This is a genomic window from Pseudomonas sp. C11 (assembly GCF_034683865.1).
GTDB lineage: Bacteria > Pseudomonadota > Gammaproteobacteria > Pseudomonadales > Pseudomonadaceae > Aquipseudomonas.
The window spans coordinates 525,790-543,094 of the sequence record NZ_JAWIIP010000002.1; the positions used below are offsets into that span (position 1 = coordinate 525,790).

The 17,305-nt window shown below is 63.3% G+C and carries 15 protein-coding genes; 6 read left to right on the top strand and 9 right to left on the bottom strand.

Annotated elements, in window-relative coordinates; all coding sequences use genetic code 11:
- Nucleotides 1-29 precede the first annotated feature (29 nt).
- The 3 genes from gcvT to ggpS all read left to right on the top strand — a co-directional run bounded on the left by gcvT (nt 30) and on the right by ggpS (nt 5,043).
- Complete coding sequence (gcvT, locus tag VC352_RS05365; RefSeq protein ID WP_322978550.1) at nt 30-1,154, top strand: glycine cleavage system aminomethyltransferase GcvT; 1,125 nt, start codon at nt 30-32, stop codon at nt 1,152-1,154.
- A 263-nt stretch (nt 1,155-1,417) separates the two neighbouring features.
- The gene (locus VC352_RS05370; protein WP_322978551.1) at nt 1,418-2,668 is read left to right on the top strand and encodes an MFS transporter; all 1,251 of its coding nucleotides are present in this window, start codon (nt 1,418-1,420) and stop codon (nt 2,666-2,668) included.
- 116 nt (nt 2,669-2,784) lie between these two features.
- Nucleotides 2,785-5,043 carry a glucosylglycerol-phosphate synthase gene (gene ggpS / locus VC352_RS05375; protein ID WP_322978552.1) on the top strand — a complete coding sequence of 753 codons (2,259 nt, stop codon included), beginning with the start codon at nt 2,785-2,787 and terminating at the stop codon, nt 5,041-5,043.
- Between the two features lie 10 nt (nt 5,044-5,053).
- Here ggpS and VC352_RS05380 read toward each other — a convergent pair whose 3' ends face one another.
- Nucleotides 5,054-5,911, bottom strand: coding sequence for a LysR substrate-binding domain-containing protein (locus tag VC352_RS05380; protein WP_322978553.1), 858 nt, complete (start codon nt 5,909-5,911; stop codon nt 5,054-5,056).
- 142 nt (nt 5,912-6,053) lie between these two features.
- Between VC352_RS05380 and VC352_RS05385 the strand changes: the two genes are divergently transcribed.
- Nucleotides 6,054-6,896, top strand: a complete 843-nt coding sequence (locus VC352_RS05385; RefSeq protein ID WP_322978554.1) for a bifunctional allantoicase/(S)-ureidoglycine aminohydrolase — start codon at nt 6,054-6,056, stop codon at nt 6,894-6,896.
- A 121-nt stretch (nt 6,897-7,017) separates the two neighbouring features.
- On the opposite strand, the gene ahpF is transcribed toward VC352_RS05385, so the two are convergent.
- The 3 genes from ahpF to VC352_RS05400 all read right to left on the bottom strand — a co-directional run bounded on the left by ahpF (nt 7,018) and on the right by VC352_RS05400 (nt 10,390).
- Entirely contained in the window at nt 7,018-8,574 is a 1,557-nt protein-coding gene (gene ahpF / locus VC352_RS05390) for an alkyl hydroperoxide reductase subunit F (RefSeq protein ID WP_322978555.1), read from the bottom strand.
- A 144-nt stretch (nt 8,575-8,718) separates the two neighbouring features.
- Nucleotides 8,719-9,282, bottom strand: a complete 564-nt coding sequence (gene ahpC, locus VC352_RS05395; RefSeq protein WP_322978556.1) for an alkyl hydroperoxide reductase subunit C — start codon at nt 9,280-9,282, stop codon at nt 8,719-8,721.
- Nucleotides 9,283-9,424: 142 nt separating this feature from the next.
- Nucleotides 9,425-10,390 (bottom strand): zinc-binding dehydrogenase, encoded by a 966-nt coding sequence (locus VC352_RS05400; RefSeq protein WP_322978557.1) that lies wholly within the window; start codon nt 10,388-10,390, stop codon nt 9,425-9,427.
- 130 nt (nt 10,391-10,520) lie between these two features.
- Here VC352_RS05400 and VC352_RS05405 point away from each other — a divergent pair, with 130 nt between their 5' ends.
- Together VC352_RS05405 and VC352_RS05410 are read left to right on the top strand one after the other, a co-directional pair.
- Nucleotides 10,521-12,599: a carboxy terminal-processing peptidase gene (locus VC352_RS05405; protein WP_322978558.1), complete on the top strand. Its 2,079-nt coding sequence runs from the start codon at nt 10,521-10,523 to the stop codon at nt 12,597-12,599.
- 104 nt (nt 12,600-12,703) lie between these two features.
- On the top strand, nt 12,704-14,464 hold the full coding sequence (locus VC352_RS05410; protein ID WP_322978559.1) for a bifunctional diguanylate cyclase/phosphodiesterase: 1,761 nt from the start codon (nt 12,704-12,706) through the stop codon (nt 14,462-14,464).
- Here the strand turns inward: VC352_RS05410 and VC352_RS05415 are convergent.
- From VC352_RS05415 to VC352_RS05435, 5 genes are all read right to left on the bottom strand, one after another.
- Entirely contained in the window at nt 14,452-14,925 is a 474-nt protein-coding gene (locus VC352_RS05415; RefSeq protein ID WP_322978560.1) for a sel1 repeat family protein, read from the bottom strand. The two genes, VC352_RS05410 and VC352_RS05415, sit on opposite strands and share 13 nt — an antisense overlap.
- Nucleotides 14,918-15,283, bottom strand: coding sequence for a hypothetical protein (locus VC352_RS05420; protein ID WP_322978561.1), 366 nt, complete (start codon nt 15,281-15,283; stop codon nt 14,918-14,920). The genes VC352_RS05415 and VC352_RS05420 overlap by 8 nt, the downstream gene beginning before the upstream one ends.
- A complete protein-coding gene (locus VC352_RS05425) occupies nt 15,280-15,603 on the bottom strand; it encodes a helix-turn-helix transcriptional regulator (protein ID WP_322978562.1) in 324 nt (107 codons plus the stop codon). The genes VC352_RS05420 and VC352_RS05425 overlap by 4 nt, the downstream gene beginning before the upstream one ends.
- 78 nt (nt 15,604-15,681) lie before the next feature.
- Nucleotides 15,682-16,137, bottom strand: a complete 456-nt coding sequence (locus VC352_RS05430; RefSeq protein ID WP_322978563.1) for a YkvA family protein — start codon at nt 16,135-16,137, stop codon at nt 15,682-15,684.
- Nucleotides 16,138-16,474: 337 nt separating this feature from the next.
- Nucleotides 16,475-17,206: an FKBP-type peptidyl-prolyl cis-trans isomerase gene (locus VC352_RS05435; protein WP_322978564.1), complete on the bottom strand. Its 732-nt coding sequence runs from the start codon at nt 17,204-17,206 to the stop codon at nt 16,475-16,477.
- Nucleotides 17,207-17,305: the final 99 nt, after the last annotated feature.

The window sequence follows — 17,305 nt, forward strand, 5'->3', positions numbered from 1 at the left end:
GGCGCCGGGCCTTTTCAAGGATTTTTCCGATGACTACCGAAACCCTCGCCAAGACGCCATTGCACGCCCTGCACCTCGAACTCGGCGCGCGCATGGTGCCTTTCGCCGGTTATGACATGCCCGTGCAATACCCGCTAGGCGTGATGAAGGAACACCTGCACACCCGCGACGCCGCCGGTCTGTTCGACGTGTCGCACATGGGCCAGATCCTCCTGCGTGGCGAGCACGCCGCGCGCGCTCTGGAAAGCCTGGTACCGGTGGACATCATCGATCTGCCGGTGGGCACACAGCGCTACGCCATGTTCACCGACGCCCAGGGCGGCATCCTCGACGACCTGATGGTCGCCAACCTGGGTGACGACACCCTGTACCTGGTGGTCAACGCCGCCTGCAAACATCAGGACCTGGCGCATCTGAACAAGCACATCGGCGAACAGTGCCAGATCGAGGGCCTGTTCGAGGAACGCGCCCTGCTCGCCCTGCAAGGGCCAAAAGCGGTCGACGTGCTGGCCCGCCTGGCGCCTGAGGTAAGCAAGATGACCTTCATGCAGGTTGCCCGTGTGCGCCTGCTGGGCAGCGAATGCATCGTCAGCCGCAGCGGCTACACCGGCGAAGACGGTTTCGAGATTTCCGTTGCCGTCGACCAGGCCGAAGCCCTGGCACGCAGCCTGCTGGCCGAAGCGGAAGTCGAGGCCATCGGCCTCGGTGCGCGTGACTCGCTGCGCCTGGAAGCCGGCCTGTGCCTGTACGGCCACGACATGAGCAGCGCCACTTCGCCAATCGAGGCTAGCCTGCTGTGGGCCATTTCCAAGGTGCGTCGCGAGGGTGGTGAACGTGCCGGCAACTTCCCCGGTGCCGAGCGTGTGTTCGAGCAGCAGCAAAAAGGCGTGGCGCGCAAGCGCGTCGGCCTGCTGCCGCAAGAGCGCGTGCCGGTACGTGAAGGCGCGGAAATCGTCGACGCCAACGGCAGCGTAATTGGCCAGGTGTGCAGCGGCGGCTTCGGCCCGAGCCTCGGCGCGCCGGTGGCCATGGGTTACGTCAATGCCAGCCACAGCGCCATCGACAGCGATGTCTGGGCCGTGGTGCGCGGCAAGCGCGTGCCGATGAAAGTCGCCAAGACCCCGTTCGTGCCGCAGCGCTACTACCGCGGTTGAGCCCTCGTAGCCCGGATGCAATCCGGGGGGCTTTTCACGGTCTCCCCGGATTGCATCCGGGCTACCTTTGTCTTCGCTCCGTCCAAAAGCAACAACGGCGTTTTGCGCGCCCCCATGGGGCAGTGGCGCTGCGCAAAAAAATTCACAAAGCCGTTCGTCAGTAAAAATTTTACTTAAATAACAACAACTTAAACAAAGCAACCGCTGCACACTGGCCTGTTTCGTGCTTGCCATCACCGGCATAGTTCCCTAGGGTAGTTTGCATGTTGTCTCTCATTGCCCCCATCAGCTCACTGCTGAGCGGCGTGGCTCTGCTCCTGCTCGGCAATGGTCTACTCAACACCCTCCTGACCCTGCGTGGCGTCGCCGAAGGCTACTCCACCACGATGCTCGGCCTGATCATGTCCGGGTACTTCGTCGGGTTTCTCCTCGGCACCTGGCTGGCGACTCCGCTGGTTCGACGTATCGGGCATATCCGCGCGTTCGCCTGCTGCGCCGCCCTGGCCGCCATCGCCGCCCTGCTCCATCTGCTGCTGATCGATCCGTGGATCTGGCTGGGCCTGCGCGTGCTCTACGGCCTGGCCCTGGTAACGCTGTACATGGTCATCGAAAGCTGGCTCAACGCTCAGGCGCCCAACGAAAAGCGTGGTCAGGTGTTCGCCGTGTACATGGCGGTCAACCTCGGCGCCCTGGCCCTGGCTCAGCAACTGCTGCACCTGGCCGACCCGGTGCAATTCACCCTGTTCGCCATCGCCGCCATCCTCATCAGCGCCGCGCTGATGCCCATTACCCTCACGCGCCAGTCGCAGCCGAGCCTACCGGAAACGCCGCCGAGCAACCTGCGCCAGCTGTGGAGCATCGCCCCCCTGGCCATCGTCGCGGCGGGGCTTTCCGGTCTGGCCATGGGCGGCTTCTGGGGGATGGCGCCGGTGTATGCCAGCCTGGCCGGCTTCGACACCGCCGGTGTCGGCCTGCTGATGACTGCCACCATTCTGGGCGGCGCGCTGCTGCAATGGCCCATCGGCATCTATTCCGACCGCCACGACCGGCGCCAGGTGCTGTTCTGGGTCGTGGTACTGGCCGTGGCCCTGGCACTGATCATGAGCCTGCTGCCGGCTGGCCCTTGGCTGCTCGGCGCCATCTTCATCTGGGGTGGCCTGGCCTTCGCCATCTACCCCATCGCCGTGGCCCAGCTGATCGACCAGTTGCACAGCGACGAGATTCTTTCCGGCTCCGCCAGCCTGCTGATGATCAACGGCATCGGCTCGGTGTGCGGGCCGCTGCTCGCCGGCGTGTTGATGGAGCAACTGGGCGCACACGCGCTACCGCTGTACTTCGCCGCCACCCTGGGCCTGCTGGCCGCCTACACCCTTTACCGGCTGCGCCATGTCAGCGACCTGATCAGCGGCGACGCCGCGCACTTCGTCCCCATGCTGCGCACCAGCCCGACGGTGCTGGAGCTGATGCCCGATGCACCGCCCCATGATTCGACGGAGGAGACAACTCAGTCCTGAAGTCACGCAACCGGCTGTTTCGGCAAGGCTCCGAGCCTACCCCAAGCAGCCAGAACCCCGGCCAGTCGGCCGCTCGCCTTCGAGCCGAGCCGCAGGCCACTTCTGGAGAAACAACGATGCTATTAGCCACCGACCTGGATGGAACCTTTCTCGCTGGCGATCCCGAAGATCGCCTGAGCCTCTATCAGACCATCGCCGCGCACCCGGAGATCAAGCTCGCCTACGTCACCGGACGCAGCCTGGAGGCCGTGCTGCCGCTGCTGGCCGACCCGACCCTGCCGCAGCCGGACTACATCATCGCTGACGTCGGCGCGACCCTGGTGCATGGCGACAGCCTGCAACCGATCCAGCCGCTGCAAAGCGTGGTCGATGCCCGCTGGCCTGGCGAAACCCAGGTGGCCAGTGCCATCGAGGCGTTCGGTCTGGAGCGCCAGGACGTACCGCAGGCGCGCCGCTGCTCCTACTTCTGCAACCCGGAACAGGCGGCCAACCCGCAACTGCGCACCATCGCCGACGAGCTGGGCTGCGACCTGCTCTACTCCGCCGAGCTGTATCTGGATTTTTTGCCCAAGGGGGTGAACAAGGGCAGCAGCCTGCAGGCCCTGGCCGACTGGCTGGAACTGAATCATGATCAAGTTCTGGCCGCTGGCGATACGCTCAATGACCTGTCCATGCTCAGCTCCAGCTTCCACGGCGTGTGCGTCGGCCAGTCGGAAAGTGCCCTGCTGGAGGCCACCCGCAGCCACTCGCGCACCCTGCATGCCAATCGCCCTGGCTGCGGCGGCATTCTCGAAGCCTTCGCCCATTTCGGTTTTCTCGGCGAGCATGGCATCGCCGCCGAACGCCGCCAGGCCGCGCAACCCGGCAAGGCCGAGCTGGTGATGGTCTATCACCGCCTGCCCTATGAGGAATACCGCAATGCCAGCGGCAAGCTGCAGCGTCGCCGGCCGACCTCGCCCAACGGCATCATCCCCACCCTGCTGAGTTTCTTCGGCGATGGCCGCCCCGGTTCCTGGGTCGCCTGGGCCGTGCACGAAGATGACGACGAGCCGTTCGACAGCCACACCACGGTGGATGCCGAGCGCTATCCCAAGCTCACCGCCGCACGGGTCAAACTGAGCAAGGAAGAGGTCGACGTGTTCTACAAGCGCTTCTCCAAGGAAGCCTTCTGGCCGACCCTGCACACCTTCTGGGAGCGCGCCACCTTCAACGAGGACGACTGGCAGGTGTTCTGCAAGGTCAACCGCGCCTTCGCCGAACGCACCGCGCTGGAAGCCGCCGAAGGCGCCATCGTCTGGCTGCACGACTACAACCTGTGGATGGTGCCGGCCTACCTGCGCGAGCTGCGTCCGGACTTGCGCATCGCCTTCTTCCACCACACCTACTTTCCCTCGGCCGACGTGTTCAACGTGCTGCCGTGGCGCCGGCAGATCGTCGGCAGCCTGCTGCAGTGCAATTACATTGGTTTTCACATTCCGCGTCAGGTGGAGAACTTCGTCGACGTCGCCCGTGGTGTGTTCCCACTCAAGACCCTGGATCGACAGAACTGCGCACCGCGCTTCATCACCTACGGCTGCGCCGTGGGCCTGGAGCGCATGACCACCGCGCTGGATACCGGCACCCGCCACGTCAAGCTGGGTGCGCACCCGGTGGGGCTGGACATCGACCGCGTGCGCAACGCCCTGGAAGCCCCGAAAATTCAGGAGCTGATGGGTCAACTGCGTGAAGAGATGAAAGGCGTGAAGCTGATTCTCGCGGTAGAGCGCCTCGACTACACCAAGGGCATCCTGGAAAAGCTCAACGCCTACGAACGCCTGCTGGCCGACAATCCGGAGCTAATCGGCAAGGTCACGCTGGTGACCGTCTGCGTGCCAGCCGCGCGTGAGATGACGGTGTACGACGAGCTGCAGACGCAGATCGAACAGGCGGTCGGCCGCATCAACGGCCGCTTCGCCCGCATCGGCTGGACGCCTTTGCAGTTCTTCTTCCGCAGTCTGCCGTTCGAGGAAGTCAGCGCCTGGTACGCCATGGCCGACGTGATGTGGATCACCCCGCTGCGTGACGGGCTGAACCTGGTGGCCAAGGAGTTCGTCGCCGCCCAGGGTCTGCTTGGTGGGCGCGGCGTATTGGTGCTATCGGAGTTCGCCGGCGCCGCCGCCGAGCTCAAGGGCGCGCTGCTGACCAACCCGCACGACCCGGCGGATCTGGCTCATACCTGCTACCTGGCGCTGAACCTGCCCAAGAGCGAGGCCCAGGCGCGTTTGCGCGAGCTGTTCGATATCGTCAGCTACAACGATATCCGCCGTTGGGGCGAGGACTTCCTCGCCGGCGTGGCGCCCGCCCAGGAGCGCCAGCCGCTGACACTGGCCAGTTGAGCCCATTGAGCTAACCGCGCTGCATGATGCCCTCGCAGGCCTGGATCAGAGCGGCCGCCAGCTCCCTTGCATGCCCCGGCAATTGCGCCCGGGCATGCAGGGCGACTTCTACCGGGGCCACCGCCGGAAAGCCCTCGGTCTCGGTCAGCTCGCGGTGCTCAGGGGTAATCAGCCGGCGCGGCAACAGAGTCAGGCCGAGGCCGCCCTCAGCCGCCGCACTGACGCCCGGCAGGCTGCTGCTGACGTAGGCGATGCGCCAGGCCTTGCCCATGGCATCCAGCGCATGGGTCATTTCCAGACGGTACAAGCCATTGGGCGGGAACACCGCCAGCGGGATCGGATCGCGCGCCAGCACCGGGCGTGCACGGCTGTCCAGCCAGGCCAACGGCTCGGCCCAACTGGCCAGGCCCTTGACGCTGCCAGCGCGCTGCTTGATCAGCGCCAGATCCAGTTCCCCGGCATTGAAAGCGCGCCAGACGTCATGACTGAGCCCGCTGGTGATCTCCAGACGGATACCGCGATGAGTGTCGGCAAAGTCCGCCAGATAGGGGGTCAGGCTGTTGGCCGCGAAGTCATCCGGCACGCCGAGGCGAATCTCTCCCTCCTCGGCACTGCGCCCCAGCGCCAGCTGCGCCTCATCCATCAGCGCGACGATGCGCTGGGCATAACCGAGCAGGCGCTCGCCTTCGGTAGTGGTGACCACGTAACGTCCGCTGCGGTCGAGTAACTCGGCGCCGAGCTGTTCCTCCAGGCGGCGGATCTGCTGGCTGACGGTGGACTGGGTCAGGTGCAGGCTGGCAGCGGCACGGGTAAAGCCGCCGGTCTGCACCACGGCGAGAAAACTGCGCAGAAGAACCGGATCGAGCACGGCGCCACTCCATCATGAAAGCCACTGGCACGCATTCTACTATTTAATTTCAGAATCCAGCGGCGGCTTGCTTATAGTGCCTGCACGTCTTTTCCACGCCGGGCGACCGCCCGACGCTTCACCATCGCCGAGGCCCTTCTCGATGAGTAAAACGCCCTTCTACTATGCCCCGCATGGCGGCCACCCCGGTCAGGAGCAATTACTGACCGACCGCGCCATGTTCACCGAAGCCTACGCCGTGATTCCCAAAGGCGTGATGCGTGACATCGTCACCAGCCATCTGCCGTTCTGGGACAACATGCGCATGTGGGTCATCGCGCGCCCGCTGACCGGCTTCGCCGAAACCTTCTCGCAGTACATCGTCGAAGTCGCCCCCAACGGCGGCAGTGACAAGCCGGAGCTGGATCCTACGGCCGAAGGCGTGATCTTCGTGGTCGAAGGCACCTGCGACCTGACCCTGAACGGCACGCAGCACGCCCTGCGCCCGGGCAGCTACGCCTTCATCCCGCCACAGAGCGATTGGTCGCTGCGCAACAAGAGCAGCGAAGCGGTACGCTTCCACTGGCTGCGCAAGGCCTATCAAGCCGTTGACGGCGTACCCTACCCGGAAGCCTTCGTCACCCACGAGCAGGACATCGAGCCGATCGTCATGCCGGGCACCGAAGGCCGCTGGAGCACCACGCGCTTCGTCGACATCAGCGACATGTGCCATGACATGCACGTCAACATCGTCAACTTCGAGCCGGGTGGCGTGATCCCCTTCGCCGAAACCCACGTCATGGAGCACGGCCTCTATGTGCTGGAAGGCAAGGCGGTGTATCGCCTGAACCAGGACTGGGTCGAGGTCGAGGCTGGCGACTTCATGTGGCTGCGCGCCTTCTGCCCGCAGGCCTGCTACGCCGGCGGCCCAGGCCGCTTCCGCTACCTGCTGTACAAGGACGTGAACCGCCAGATGCCGCTGACCCTGGGCGGCCTCAAACGCTGAATGATGGCGTGCCCGTAAGAGCGGCTTCAGCCGCGATCAGATCGCCACTCAAGCGCTCCCACAGAGCACGAACAAAAAAGGCCACCCCTCGGGGTGGCCTTTCAGTTTCTGCAGCAACCGATCAGCTATGGCGGATCAGGTGATCGAAGGCGCTCAGCGAAGCCTTGGCACCCTCGCCCACGGCGATGACGATCTGCTTGTAAGGCACGGTGGTCACGTCACCGGCAGCGAACACACCGGGGATGTTGGTCGCGCCCTTGGCATCGACGATGATCTCGCCAAACCGGTTGAGCTCGATGGTACCTTTGAGCCAGTCGCTGTTGGGCAGCAGGCCGATCTGCACGAAGATGCCTTCCAGCTCGACGGTGTGCAGCGCCTCGGTGGTGCGATCCTTGTACACCAGGCCGGTAACCTTCTGGCCGTCGCCCTTGACCTCGGTGGTCTGCGCGCTCTTGATCACGGTCACGTTCGGCAGGCTGAACAGCTTCTTCTGCAGCACGGCGTCGGCACGCAGGGTATCAGCGAACTCCAGCAGGGTGACATGGCTGACGATGCCGGCCAGGTCGATGGCCGCTTCGACGCCGGAGTTACCGCCGCCGATCACCGCCACGCGCTTGCCCTTGAACAGCGGGCCGTCGCAGTGCGGGCAGAAGCACACGCCCTTGGCCTTGTACTCCTGCTCGCCGGGAACCCCCATCTCGCGCCAGCGCGCGCCGGTGGAGAGGATCACGGTCTTGGCCTTGAGCGAAGCGCCGTTCTCGAACTTCACTTCATGCAGGCCGCCTTCACCGCTGGCCGGTACCAGAGCCGACGCACGTTGCAGGTTCATCACGTCGACTTCGTATTCCTTGACGTGTTCCTCCAGGGCGCGTACCAGTTTCGGGCCTTCGGTTTCCTTCACCGAGATGAAGTTCTCGATAGCCATGGTGTCGAGCACCTGACCACCGAAGCGCTCGGCGGCAATCGCAGTGCGGATGCCTTTACGGGCGGCATAGATGGCCGCCGAGGCGCCAGCCGGGCCACCGCCGACCACGAGCACGTCGAAGGCTTCCTTGGCGGTCATTTTCTCGGCGTCACGGCTGGAAGCACCGGTATCGATCTTGGCGAGGATCTGCTTCACGTCCATACGACCGGAGGCGAACACTTCACCATTCAGGTAGATGCTCGGCACGGCCATGATCTGGCGACGCTCGACTTCTTCCTGGAACAGCGCGCCGTCGATGGAGACGTTGCGGATGTTGGGGTTGAGCACCGCCATCAGGTTCAGCGCCTGCACCACATCCGGGCAGTTCTGGCAGCTCAGCGAGAAGTAGGTCTCGAACTCGAACTTGCCTTCGATGCTCTTGATCTGCTCGATGGTCTCGGCGTCCAGCTTGGACGGATGACCGCCCACCTGCAGCAGCGCCAGCACCAGCGAGGTGAACTCATGGCCCATGGGGATGCCGGCGAATGCCAGGCCGATATCCGCACCAGGGCGATTGAGCGAGAACGACGGACGACGGGCGTCGTTGCCATCGGTCTTGAGGGTGATCTTGTCGGTCAGGCCGACGATGTCTTGCAGCAGCCCGAGCAGTTCCTTGGACTTCTCGCCGTCATCCAGGGACGCGACGATCTCGAACGGCTGGGTGACCTTTTCCAGGTAGGCCTTCAACTGGGTTTGCAGATTGGCGTCCAACATGACGGGAATCCTCTAGAAATAGCGAATTACGGGCGAAAAAACGCCCGGACGGATCGCGCCCGGGCGTTCGGGCACTTGCGGCTGGGTTACAGCCGGCAAAGCGCAAGGCATTTGGAGCGGGGCCGCTGTGGCCCCGGGCAGATCTTAGATCTTGCCGACCAGGTCCAGGGAAGGAGCCAGGGTCTTCTCGCCTTCTTTCCACTTGGCCGGGCAGACTTCGCCCGGGTGAGCGGCGGTGTACTGGGCAGCTTTCAGCTTGCGCAGGGTCTCGGAGACGTCACGAGCGATCTCGTTGGAGTGGATCTCGACGGTCTTGATCACGCCTTCCGGGTTGATCACGAAGGTGCCGCGCAGAGCCAGACCTTCTTCAGCGATGTGTACGCCGAAAGCGTTGGTCAGCTGGTGAGTCGGGTCACCGATCAGCGGGAACTGAGCCTTGCCCACGGCCGGCGAAGTTTCGTGCCAGACCTTGTGCGAGAAGTGGGTGTCGGTGGTCACGATGTAGACCTCGGCACCGGCCTTCTGGAACTCGGCGTAGTTGTTGGCGGCGTCTTCGATTTCGGTCGGGCAGTTGAAGGTGAAGGCAGCCGGCATGAAGATCAGCACGGACCACTTGCCCTGCAGGCTCTGCTCGGTGACTTCGATGAATTCGCCGTTGTGGAAAGCGTTGGCCTTGAACGGTTGCACTTGAGTATTGATGAGGGACATCTCTGACTCCTTGATTGAGGTTTCACTGAGGGTTAGAACTTCGATGGGGCGTATATTAGCCGCCTATCGAGAAAAAGCTTATTGATTACACCCATGGTATCGATTGAATGTGGCAATCAGTGCTGCACATCATCGAAAAGCTCTATTGTGCCAGCTCGGGATCGATCAGCAGCACCACCTTGCCGGACACCTGGTTGCTGGCAAGGGCCTCGAAGGCCGCCTCACTGTCTTGGAGTGAGAAAGTGCGCTCCAGTTGCGGTTTGATTCGCCCTTCGTCGAACAGTGGCCAGACGTGCTGCCGTAGCTCAAGCAGCAGCTCGCCCTTGAAGCGGTCATCGCGATTGCGCAGGGTCGAACCGATCAGTTGGATGCGCTTGCCCAATACCTGAGCCAGATCGAGACTGGCCTCGCGTCCGCCCATCAGACCGATGTTGACCCAGCGCCCATCCTGCGCCAGCAGATCGAGGTTGAGCCCGGCATATTTGCCGCCTACCGGGTCGAGAATCACGTCGAACGGGCCAAAATCTCGCAACCCTTCGAGCCCATCACCGCGTAACACCCCACCCTGCGCGCCAAGTGCCTCGCAATAGGCCAGCCGCTCAGCCGAGCCGACACTGACCCAGCAGGGGCTGCCGAACGCCTTGCACAACTGGATGGCGGCCGAGCCGACACCACTGGCTCCCGCGTGCAGCAGCACCTTCTCACCCGGCTTGAGACCGGCGAGCTGGAACAGGTTGAGCCAGGCCGTGGCGTACACCTCTGGCAAGCCGGCCGCCTGCGCCAGGCTGAGACCCTCGGGTACCGGCAACGCATGACGGGCATCGACCACCACTTCCTCGGCCATGCCGCCGCCCGCGAGCAGACAACACACGCGATCCCCGACCACCCAGGCGCTACCAGCCCCGACCTCCGTGACTACACCGGCGCACTCCAGGCCAAGCGCCTGGCTGGCTCCAGGCGGCGGCGGATAGAGCCCTGCGCGCTGCAAAAGATCGGCACGGTTGAGGCCGGCAGCCGCAACTTTCACCCGAATCTGGCCCACATCGCAGGTCTGGGTCGGTTGTTCCAGCCACTCTGCGCGCCCTTCGACGCCTTGCAATGCCTTCATGCTGCCTCCATAGTGCAAGTGAAACCGAGCCCAGCGGCTGACCGCCGGGCTTCTGCCCAGCGCCAACGGAACCTGGCGCCCACATATACGGCCTAATATGCGTTATCACCTGCCACTACGTCGAATCAGCATGAAGCGCTCTCTCGCAAGCACCGCCCTCGCACTCGCCCTCGGCTTCAGCGCCTTGCCGCTGGCGGCCAAGACCACCAGCGCCGACTGGGAATACCTGCAGCCGGATCGCGAGCAGGTGATCGCCAGCCTCAACGTAGTGGAACTGTTGCGCCGTCACCACTACAACAAGCCGCCGCTGAACGACGAGCGTTCGATCCAGATCTATGACAACTATCTGAAGATGCTCGATCCATCGCGCAGCTATTTCACCGCTGGCGACATCGCCGAGTTCAATCAGTGGCGAACCAAGTTCGACGATCTGCTGAAATCTGGAGATCTCGAGCCAGGCTTCTTCATCTACCGCCGTCATCTGACCCGTCTTCAGGAGCGCCTGGACTATGCCCTGGCCTTGCTCGACAAGGGCGTGGACAAGATCGACTTCAGCGTCGACGAGAGCCTGCAGGTGGATCGCGAGAAAGCCCCCTGGGCCAAGGATAGTGCCGAGCTCGACGAACTCTGGCGCAAGCGCGTGAAAGACGAGGTGCTGCGCCTGAAGATCGCCGGCAAGGACACCAAGGCCATCCAGGAACTGCTCACCAAGCGTTACAAGAACCAGCTCTCGCGTCTGCAGCAGACGCGTGGCGAAGACGTGTTCCAGGCTTATATCAACGCCTTTGCCACCACCTACGATCCGCACACCACCTACCTGTCTCCGGACAACGCGGAAAACTTCGACATCAACATGAGCCTGTCGCTCGAAGGCATCGGTGCGGTGCTGCAGAACGACAGCGAATACGTCAAGGTCGTGCGCCTGGTGCCGGCCGGCCCGGCGGAGAAAAGCAAGCAGATCGCCCCGGCCGACAAGATCATCGGTGTCGCGCAAGGCAACGATGAAATGGTCGACGTGATCGGTTGGCGCCTGGACGAAGTGGTCAAGCTGATCCGTGGCCCGAAAGGCTCCACCGTGCGCCTGGAAGTGATCCCGGCGAGCAACCCGCCGAGCGACCAGACCAGCAAGGTGGTCACCATCACCCGCGAGTCGGTCAAGCTCGAGGAACAGGCCGCGAAGAAGAAGGTGCTGCACCTGACCCAGGATGGCCGTGACTACAAGCTTGGCGTGATCGAGCTGCCGGCCTTCTATCTGGACTTCAAGGCCTTCCGTGCTGGCGATCCGGACTACAAGAGCACCACTCGCGACGTTAAGCGCCTGATCGACGAGTTGCAGAAAGAGAAAGTCGACGGCCTGGTCATCGACCTGCGCAACAACGGCGGCGGCTCCCTGCAGGAAGCCACCGAACTGACCAGCCTGTTCATCGACCAGGGCCCGACCGTACTGGTGCGCAACGCCGACGGCCGTGTCGACGTGCTCGCCGATGAGAACAAGGGTGCCTATTACAAGGGCCCGCTGGCTGTGCTGGTCAACCGCCTGTCCGCCTCGGCGTCGGAGATCTTCGCCGGCGCCATGCAGGACTATCACCGCGCGCTGATCCTCGGCGGCCAGACCTTCGGCAAGGGCACGGTGCAAACCATCCAGCCGCTCAACCATGGCGAGCTGAAGCTGACCCTGGCCAAGTTCTATCGCGTCTCCGGGCAGAGCACCCAACACCAGGGCGTACTGCCGGATATCGCCTACCCCGACGTGATGAACACCAAGGACATCGGCGAGAGCGCCCTGCCGGCGGCCATGCCCTGGGACAGCATCCGTCCGGCGATCAAGCCGGAGCTGGATCCGATCAAACCGTTCCTCAAGCAACTGCAGAGCAAGCACGATCAGCGTACCGCGCATGATCCGGACTTCCTCTTCACGCGCGCCAGCATCGACCTGTCGAAGCAACTGATGGCCGAAACCACAGTCAGCCTCAACGAAACCAAGCGTCGCGCGCAACAGGCCGATATCGAGGCCAAGCAGCTCAAGCTGGAGAACGATCGACGCCAGGCCAAGGGCGAGGAACCGCTCAAGGAACTGGCCAAGGAAGACGAGGACGCCCTGCCCGCCGAAGAGGACAAGAGCAAGCCCGAGGACGATGCCTATCTGTCCGAGTCCGGGCACATCCTGATCGACTACCTGGGGCTCAACCCGTCGCTGGCGCTGCATTGATGACAGCAGCTGGAATCTGTCATCAAGCAGTCATCAAACTGTCGTGAAATACGAGGGCCGATCATTGATCGGCCCTTTTCGTTTCCAGGCATAACGAGACCACCATGACCGTCACCGAGCAGTTGAGCGCACTGGGTAACATCCTCGCTCACGGAGACCTCAACAGCCTGTTCCAACCGATCGTCTCCCTTTCCGAGCAGCGCATCCTTGGCTACGAAGCCCTGACGCGCGGCCCCTCCAACAGCGCCTTGCACTCCCCACTCACGCTGTTTGCCGTCGCACGCCACGCGGGGCGTCTCAGCGAACTGGAAATGCTCTGCCGCAAGAGTGCCTGCAAGCGTTTCAGCAATCTGGGGCTGGAGGGCAAGCTGTTTCTCAACGTCTCCCCCGAGTCCCTGCTCGAAGCCAGCCATCAGCCAGGACGCACCCTACAGTTGCTGCAGGCCTTCGGCATACCGCCCAGTCAGGTGGTGATCGAACTCACAGAACAGTCGCCGACCGAGGATTTCGGCCTGCTCGACAACGCCCTGCATCACTACCGCGCCATGGGATTTTCCATCGCCCTGGATGACCTGGGCGCCGGTTACTCCAGCCTGCGCCTGTGGTCGGAGCTGCGCCCGGATTACGTGAAGATCGACCGTCACTTCATCGATGGCATCCACCAGGATGCGGTCAAACGCGAGTTCGTCGGTTCCATCCTGAAGATGGCTCAGGCCTCGCGCGCCCAGGTTATCGCCGAAGGCATCGAATTGGTCGAGGAGCTCACCGTATTGGCCGAGATGGGGGTGGATCTGGTGCAGGGCTACCTGATCGGCCGGCCGCAGGAGAAACCGCCGCGCGATGCCCGGAAGCTGCTGCCAGAGCTGCTCGACAGTCAGGAAACGCTGGGCGAGGACAGCCACGATCTGAGCGCCCTGCTCAATGAACTGCCGGCCGTGGATCAGCAGACCGCGACTGCCGACGTGCTGGACGTATTTCGTGCCCAGCCCAACCTCAACTCCCTGGCGGTGCTCAACAACGAGCAGCAACCGGTGGGCATCGTGCATCGCCACTCGCTGTCCGAGGCCCTGCTCAAGCCCTTCGCTACCGAGCTGTTCGCGCGCAAGCCGATCAGCCGGCTGATGAGCGAGGATTTCCTTGCCGTCGAGTTGACGCAATCGCTGCAGAAAGTCAGCCGGCTGCTGACCAGCCGCGCCCGGCAGCGCATTGAGGAAGACTTCATCATCATCCAGCAAGGGCGCTATCGCGGCCTGGGCCGGGTGATCGACGTGCTCAAGCTGATCACCGAGCAGAAGCTGCAACAGGCTCGTCATGCCAACCCACTGACCCTGCTACCGGGCAACGTGCCAATCCAGCAATGCCTGACCCGCTTGCTGCAGCAGAAGCGCAAGGCGGCGGTGTGCTACGTCGATATCGACAGCTTCAAGCCCTTCAATGATCTCTACGGCTACGCCAAGGGTGACGAAGTGCTGCTCTGCCTGGCGCAGTGCCTGAATGAGCGGGTCGATCCGGCGCGGGACTTCGTCGGCCATATCGGCGGCGACGACTTCATGCTGGTGCTGGGCACCGACGATTGGCGGCAGAAGCTCAGTCGCCTGCTGGAGGAGTTCCAGAACCAGTGTCGGCGCTTCTACCGCGAGGAGCATCTGCAGGCCGGCTGTTTCAGTGCCCACAACCGTCAGGGGCAGCGTCAGGAATACCCGCTGCTGTCACTTTCGATCGGCGTGGTGCATCTGCTGGAGCAGGACTGCGGCGAGCTCGACGCAGCCCAGTTGGCCGAACTGGCCTCCGATGCCAAACGCGGGGCCAAGGCCGTGCCAGGCTATAGCGTGCACGTCATCGAAGCGACGGCTCAGCGCGCCTGACTCTCCAGCTCGGCATAACGGGCTGCCTGTTGCATATTGACTTGCAGACCGGGAGCCCCCTCCCGGTAAAGTTGCGCGAGATGTCGGGCCGCCAGAGGATGCCCAGCTTGTAGCGCCAGCTCCAGCCAGCGTACGGCCTCCTGGCCATCCGGTGCGTGCCGCGCATCGCCTTTGAGCGCCAGCAACCCGACCTGATAGGCCGCCTTGCCATCACCGCCTTGGGCGGCCAGGCGCAACAGGCGCATGCCCTCTTCACGCGCCCCGAGCCCCTGCCCACGAAACGCCAGAATATGGCCGTAGAAACTCTGCGCCGAAACATCCCCCAGATTCGCCATGCGCCCGTACTGCCCCTGCATCCATTGCCAGGCGCGAGGCTGGCGCATGATCCAGGGCAAATGAAACAGACGCCTGGCCAGCCAGTAGCACAGGCGTGCGCGTAACGTCCAGAGCAGCCTAGACATCGTCGGGGTAATCGAATTCGAACACGCGCGCCACCTCGGAAGCGTGCCAGGACGCCGCGGCCACCCCGTCGGAGGCACCGGAAAAACGCCCCAGACGCGTGGCGCACTCGAAGAAGCCGGTTCGCGGCAGGCGACTGGCACCCTGGCTGATCACCAGCGCACTGCGCAGTGGCCGTTCGGCACGCGCGTCCAGCGCCGCCAGATGCTCGAGCGCCGCCGCCAGGGTCTGCATGGCCGGGCTTGGCAACACCAGGCGCTCGATCAAGGCACGGTAGGTCAACAGATGGCGCTGACGGCGGGCATCATCCAGCTCAGTGAGCAACGCCTGCCAGTGCTGACGGCTGATCCGTACGCTCAAGACCAGCCCTCCAACCCGAGCTGCCAGGCCAGCGAGCGCTGGATGGCCGCGTCCGGTATACGCTCGCCACGCTCGATCATTGCCAGATAGTGAGGGCTGATGCCCACGCTGCGGGCCAGTTCCTCGGCCGCCAGGCCCTTGGCCTCACGCAGCCGTGCCAGCTCGATGAGCGCCGGCCGCACTGCGCTGGGGACAACCGCTGCAGTCGGCGCTGCCTCGGCAACGGCCTGGCCAGCAGCCTGCAGCAAAGCCTGGTAATCCGCCCAGGGCAGCACGGCGTATTCCGGTTCGCCATCGCGGGCAATGATTTGCACTGTCATCGATATCTCCATGGGAACGGCAGAGCCGATGCCTCGGCCCTTTCCTTGACGAGCGGTCATCTTAACAGGCGCCCAAGGTCAGGTGTTCGCCCGCGGCGGAAGGAGCCCGCCCTGCTCCCCCTCAGGCAGATATTCGATGGCGGCCAGGCGTTGCGGCGATTGTCGCTCACGCCAGGCACGAAACGCCTGCAATTCCCCCTTCCAGGTGTTGAGTACCCACGCCAGCACCGCCAGATCGTCGACGAAGCCCAGCCCGACCAGCCAGTCCGGAATGGCATCGAGCGGCGTGAGAAAGTACAGCAGCGCGGCGACGACCATCAGCATGGCCTGCTTGCTGACCTGCCGATACTCGCCTTTGAGCCAGGCCATACACAGGGCCCGCAGCAGGTCGAGATCCTCTCTGAGCGCGGCGAAACGAGCGCCCGACGGCGTCTTCTTGTCCGCCACCGCACGCAGCAGCTCTGGCAGCCGACCTTCACGCAGAAAGCGAGCGGCCAGTGGGAGGTAACGCGCCAGTTTCCAGGGAGTTTTCATCGCATCTCCTTGGCAGCCCAGTCACTGCCTGGGATTGATCGGCTTATCCACCGAAGCTGTGGATAAACCTGTGCAAAGAACTTCGACAAGCTTACCAAAGCCCCGTGGCATGGGGCCTTCGCTTAGATCGGACATTTTTTGCCCAACCCATAAAACTCAATGAAATCAACAAGTTGAACGTTGACAAAGACAGCAGCCAACTGTAACGAAATCCACTTGGGAGCGATTCCCAAAATGTGCATAAGCGTAACATCGAGATCAGAGGCGAGCGCCTCGGTCAAGGGTAAAAACGCAAACGCCCCGTCAAGACGGGGCGTTTTTCGGGCGCTCGCAGGTGTTACTGAGCGGCGTCTTGATCCTGGCCTTGCTGCTGGCTCGGATCCTTGATGCCGATCAGTTCGAGATCGAACACCAGCACCGAGTTGGCCGGAATGGCAGGCGACGGGCTCTGCTCGCCGTAAGCCAGCTCGCTGGGGATGTACAGCTTGTACTTCTCACCCACGTGCATCAGTTGCAGGCCTTCGACCCAACCCGGAATCACACCGCTGACCGGCAGATCGATGGGGCTGCCACGAGCGACCGAGCTGTCGAATACGCTGCCGTCGGTCAGCTTGCCTTCGTAGTGAACGGTCACCACGTCGCTGGCCTTGGGCTGAGCGCCGTCGGTCTTTTTGATCACTTCATACTGCAGGCCGGAGGCAGTGGTCACCACGCCTTCACGCTTGCCGTTTTCTTCAAGGAACTTCTTGCCGGCTTCGGCAGTTTCCTTGCTCAGGGTAACCATGCGCTCTTGGGCACGGTTCTGCAGGAAGGTGAAGGCCTCGACCATCTCCTCATCCTTGATGCGCGGATCCTTCTTCGCCAGCGCATCTTCGATGCCCTGGGCGACGGCCTTGGAATCCAGATCGTCCATGCCTTCCTCAGAAAGGCTACGGCCCATGTTCAGACCGATACCGTAGGAGGCTTTCTGCGCCGGGGACTTGAGTTCGACTTCGCTGGTCTGCGAATCACAACCGGTGAGCACCAGACCCACCAGGGCAACCGCCGCCGCCAAACGATGCTGTTTCATGCTTGTTCCTTGTAGATGCGCCCGAAGGCCGTCGTGTGAAAGCGCGAGCTTAGCAGCACGCCACGATCACTGGCTACGGCATAGGAGCCGAGCAAAGCG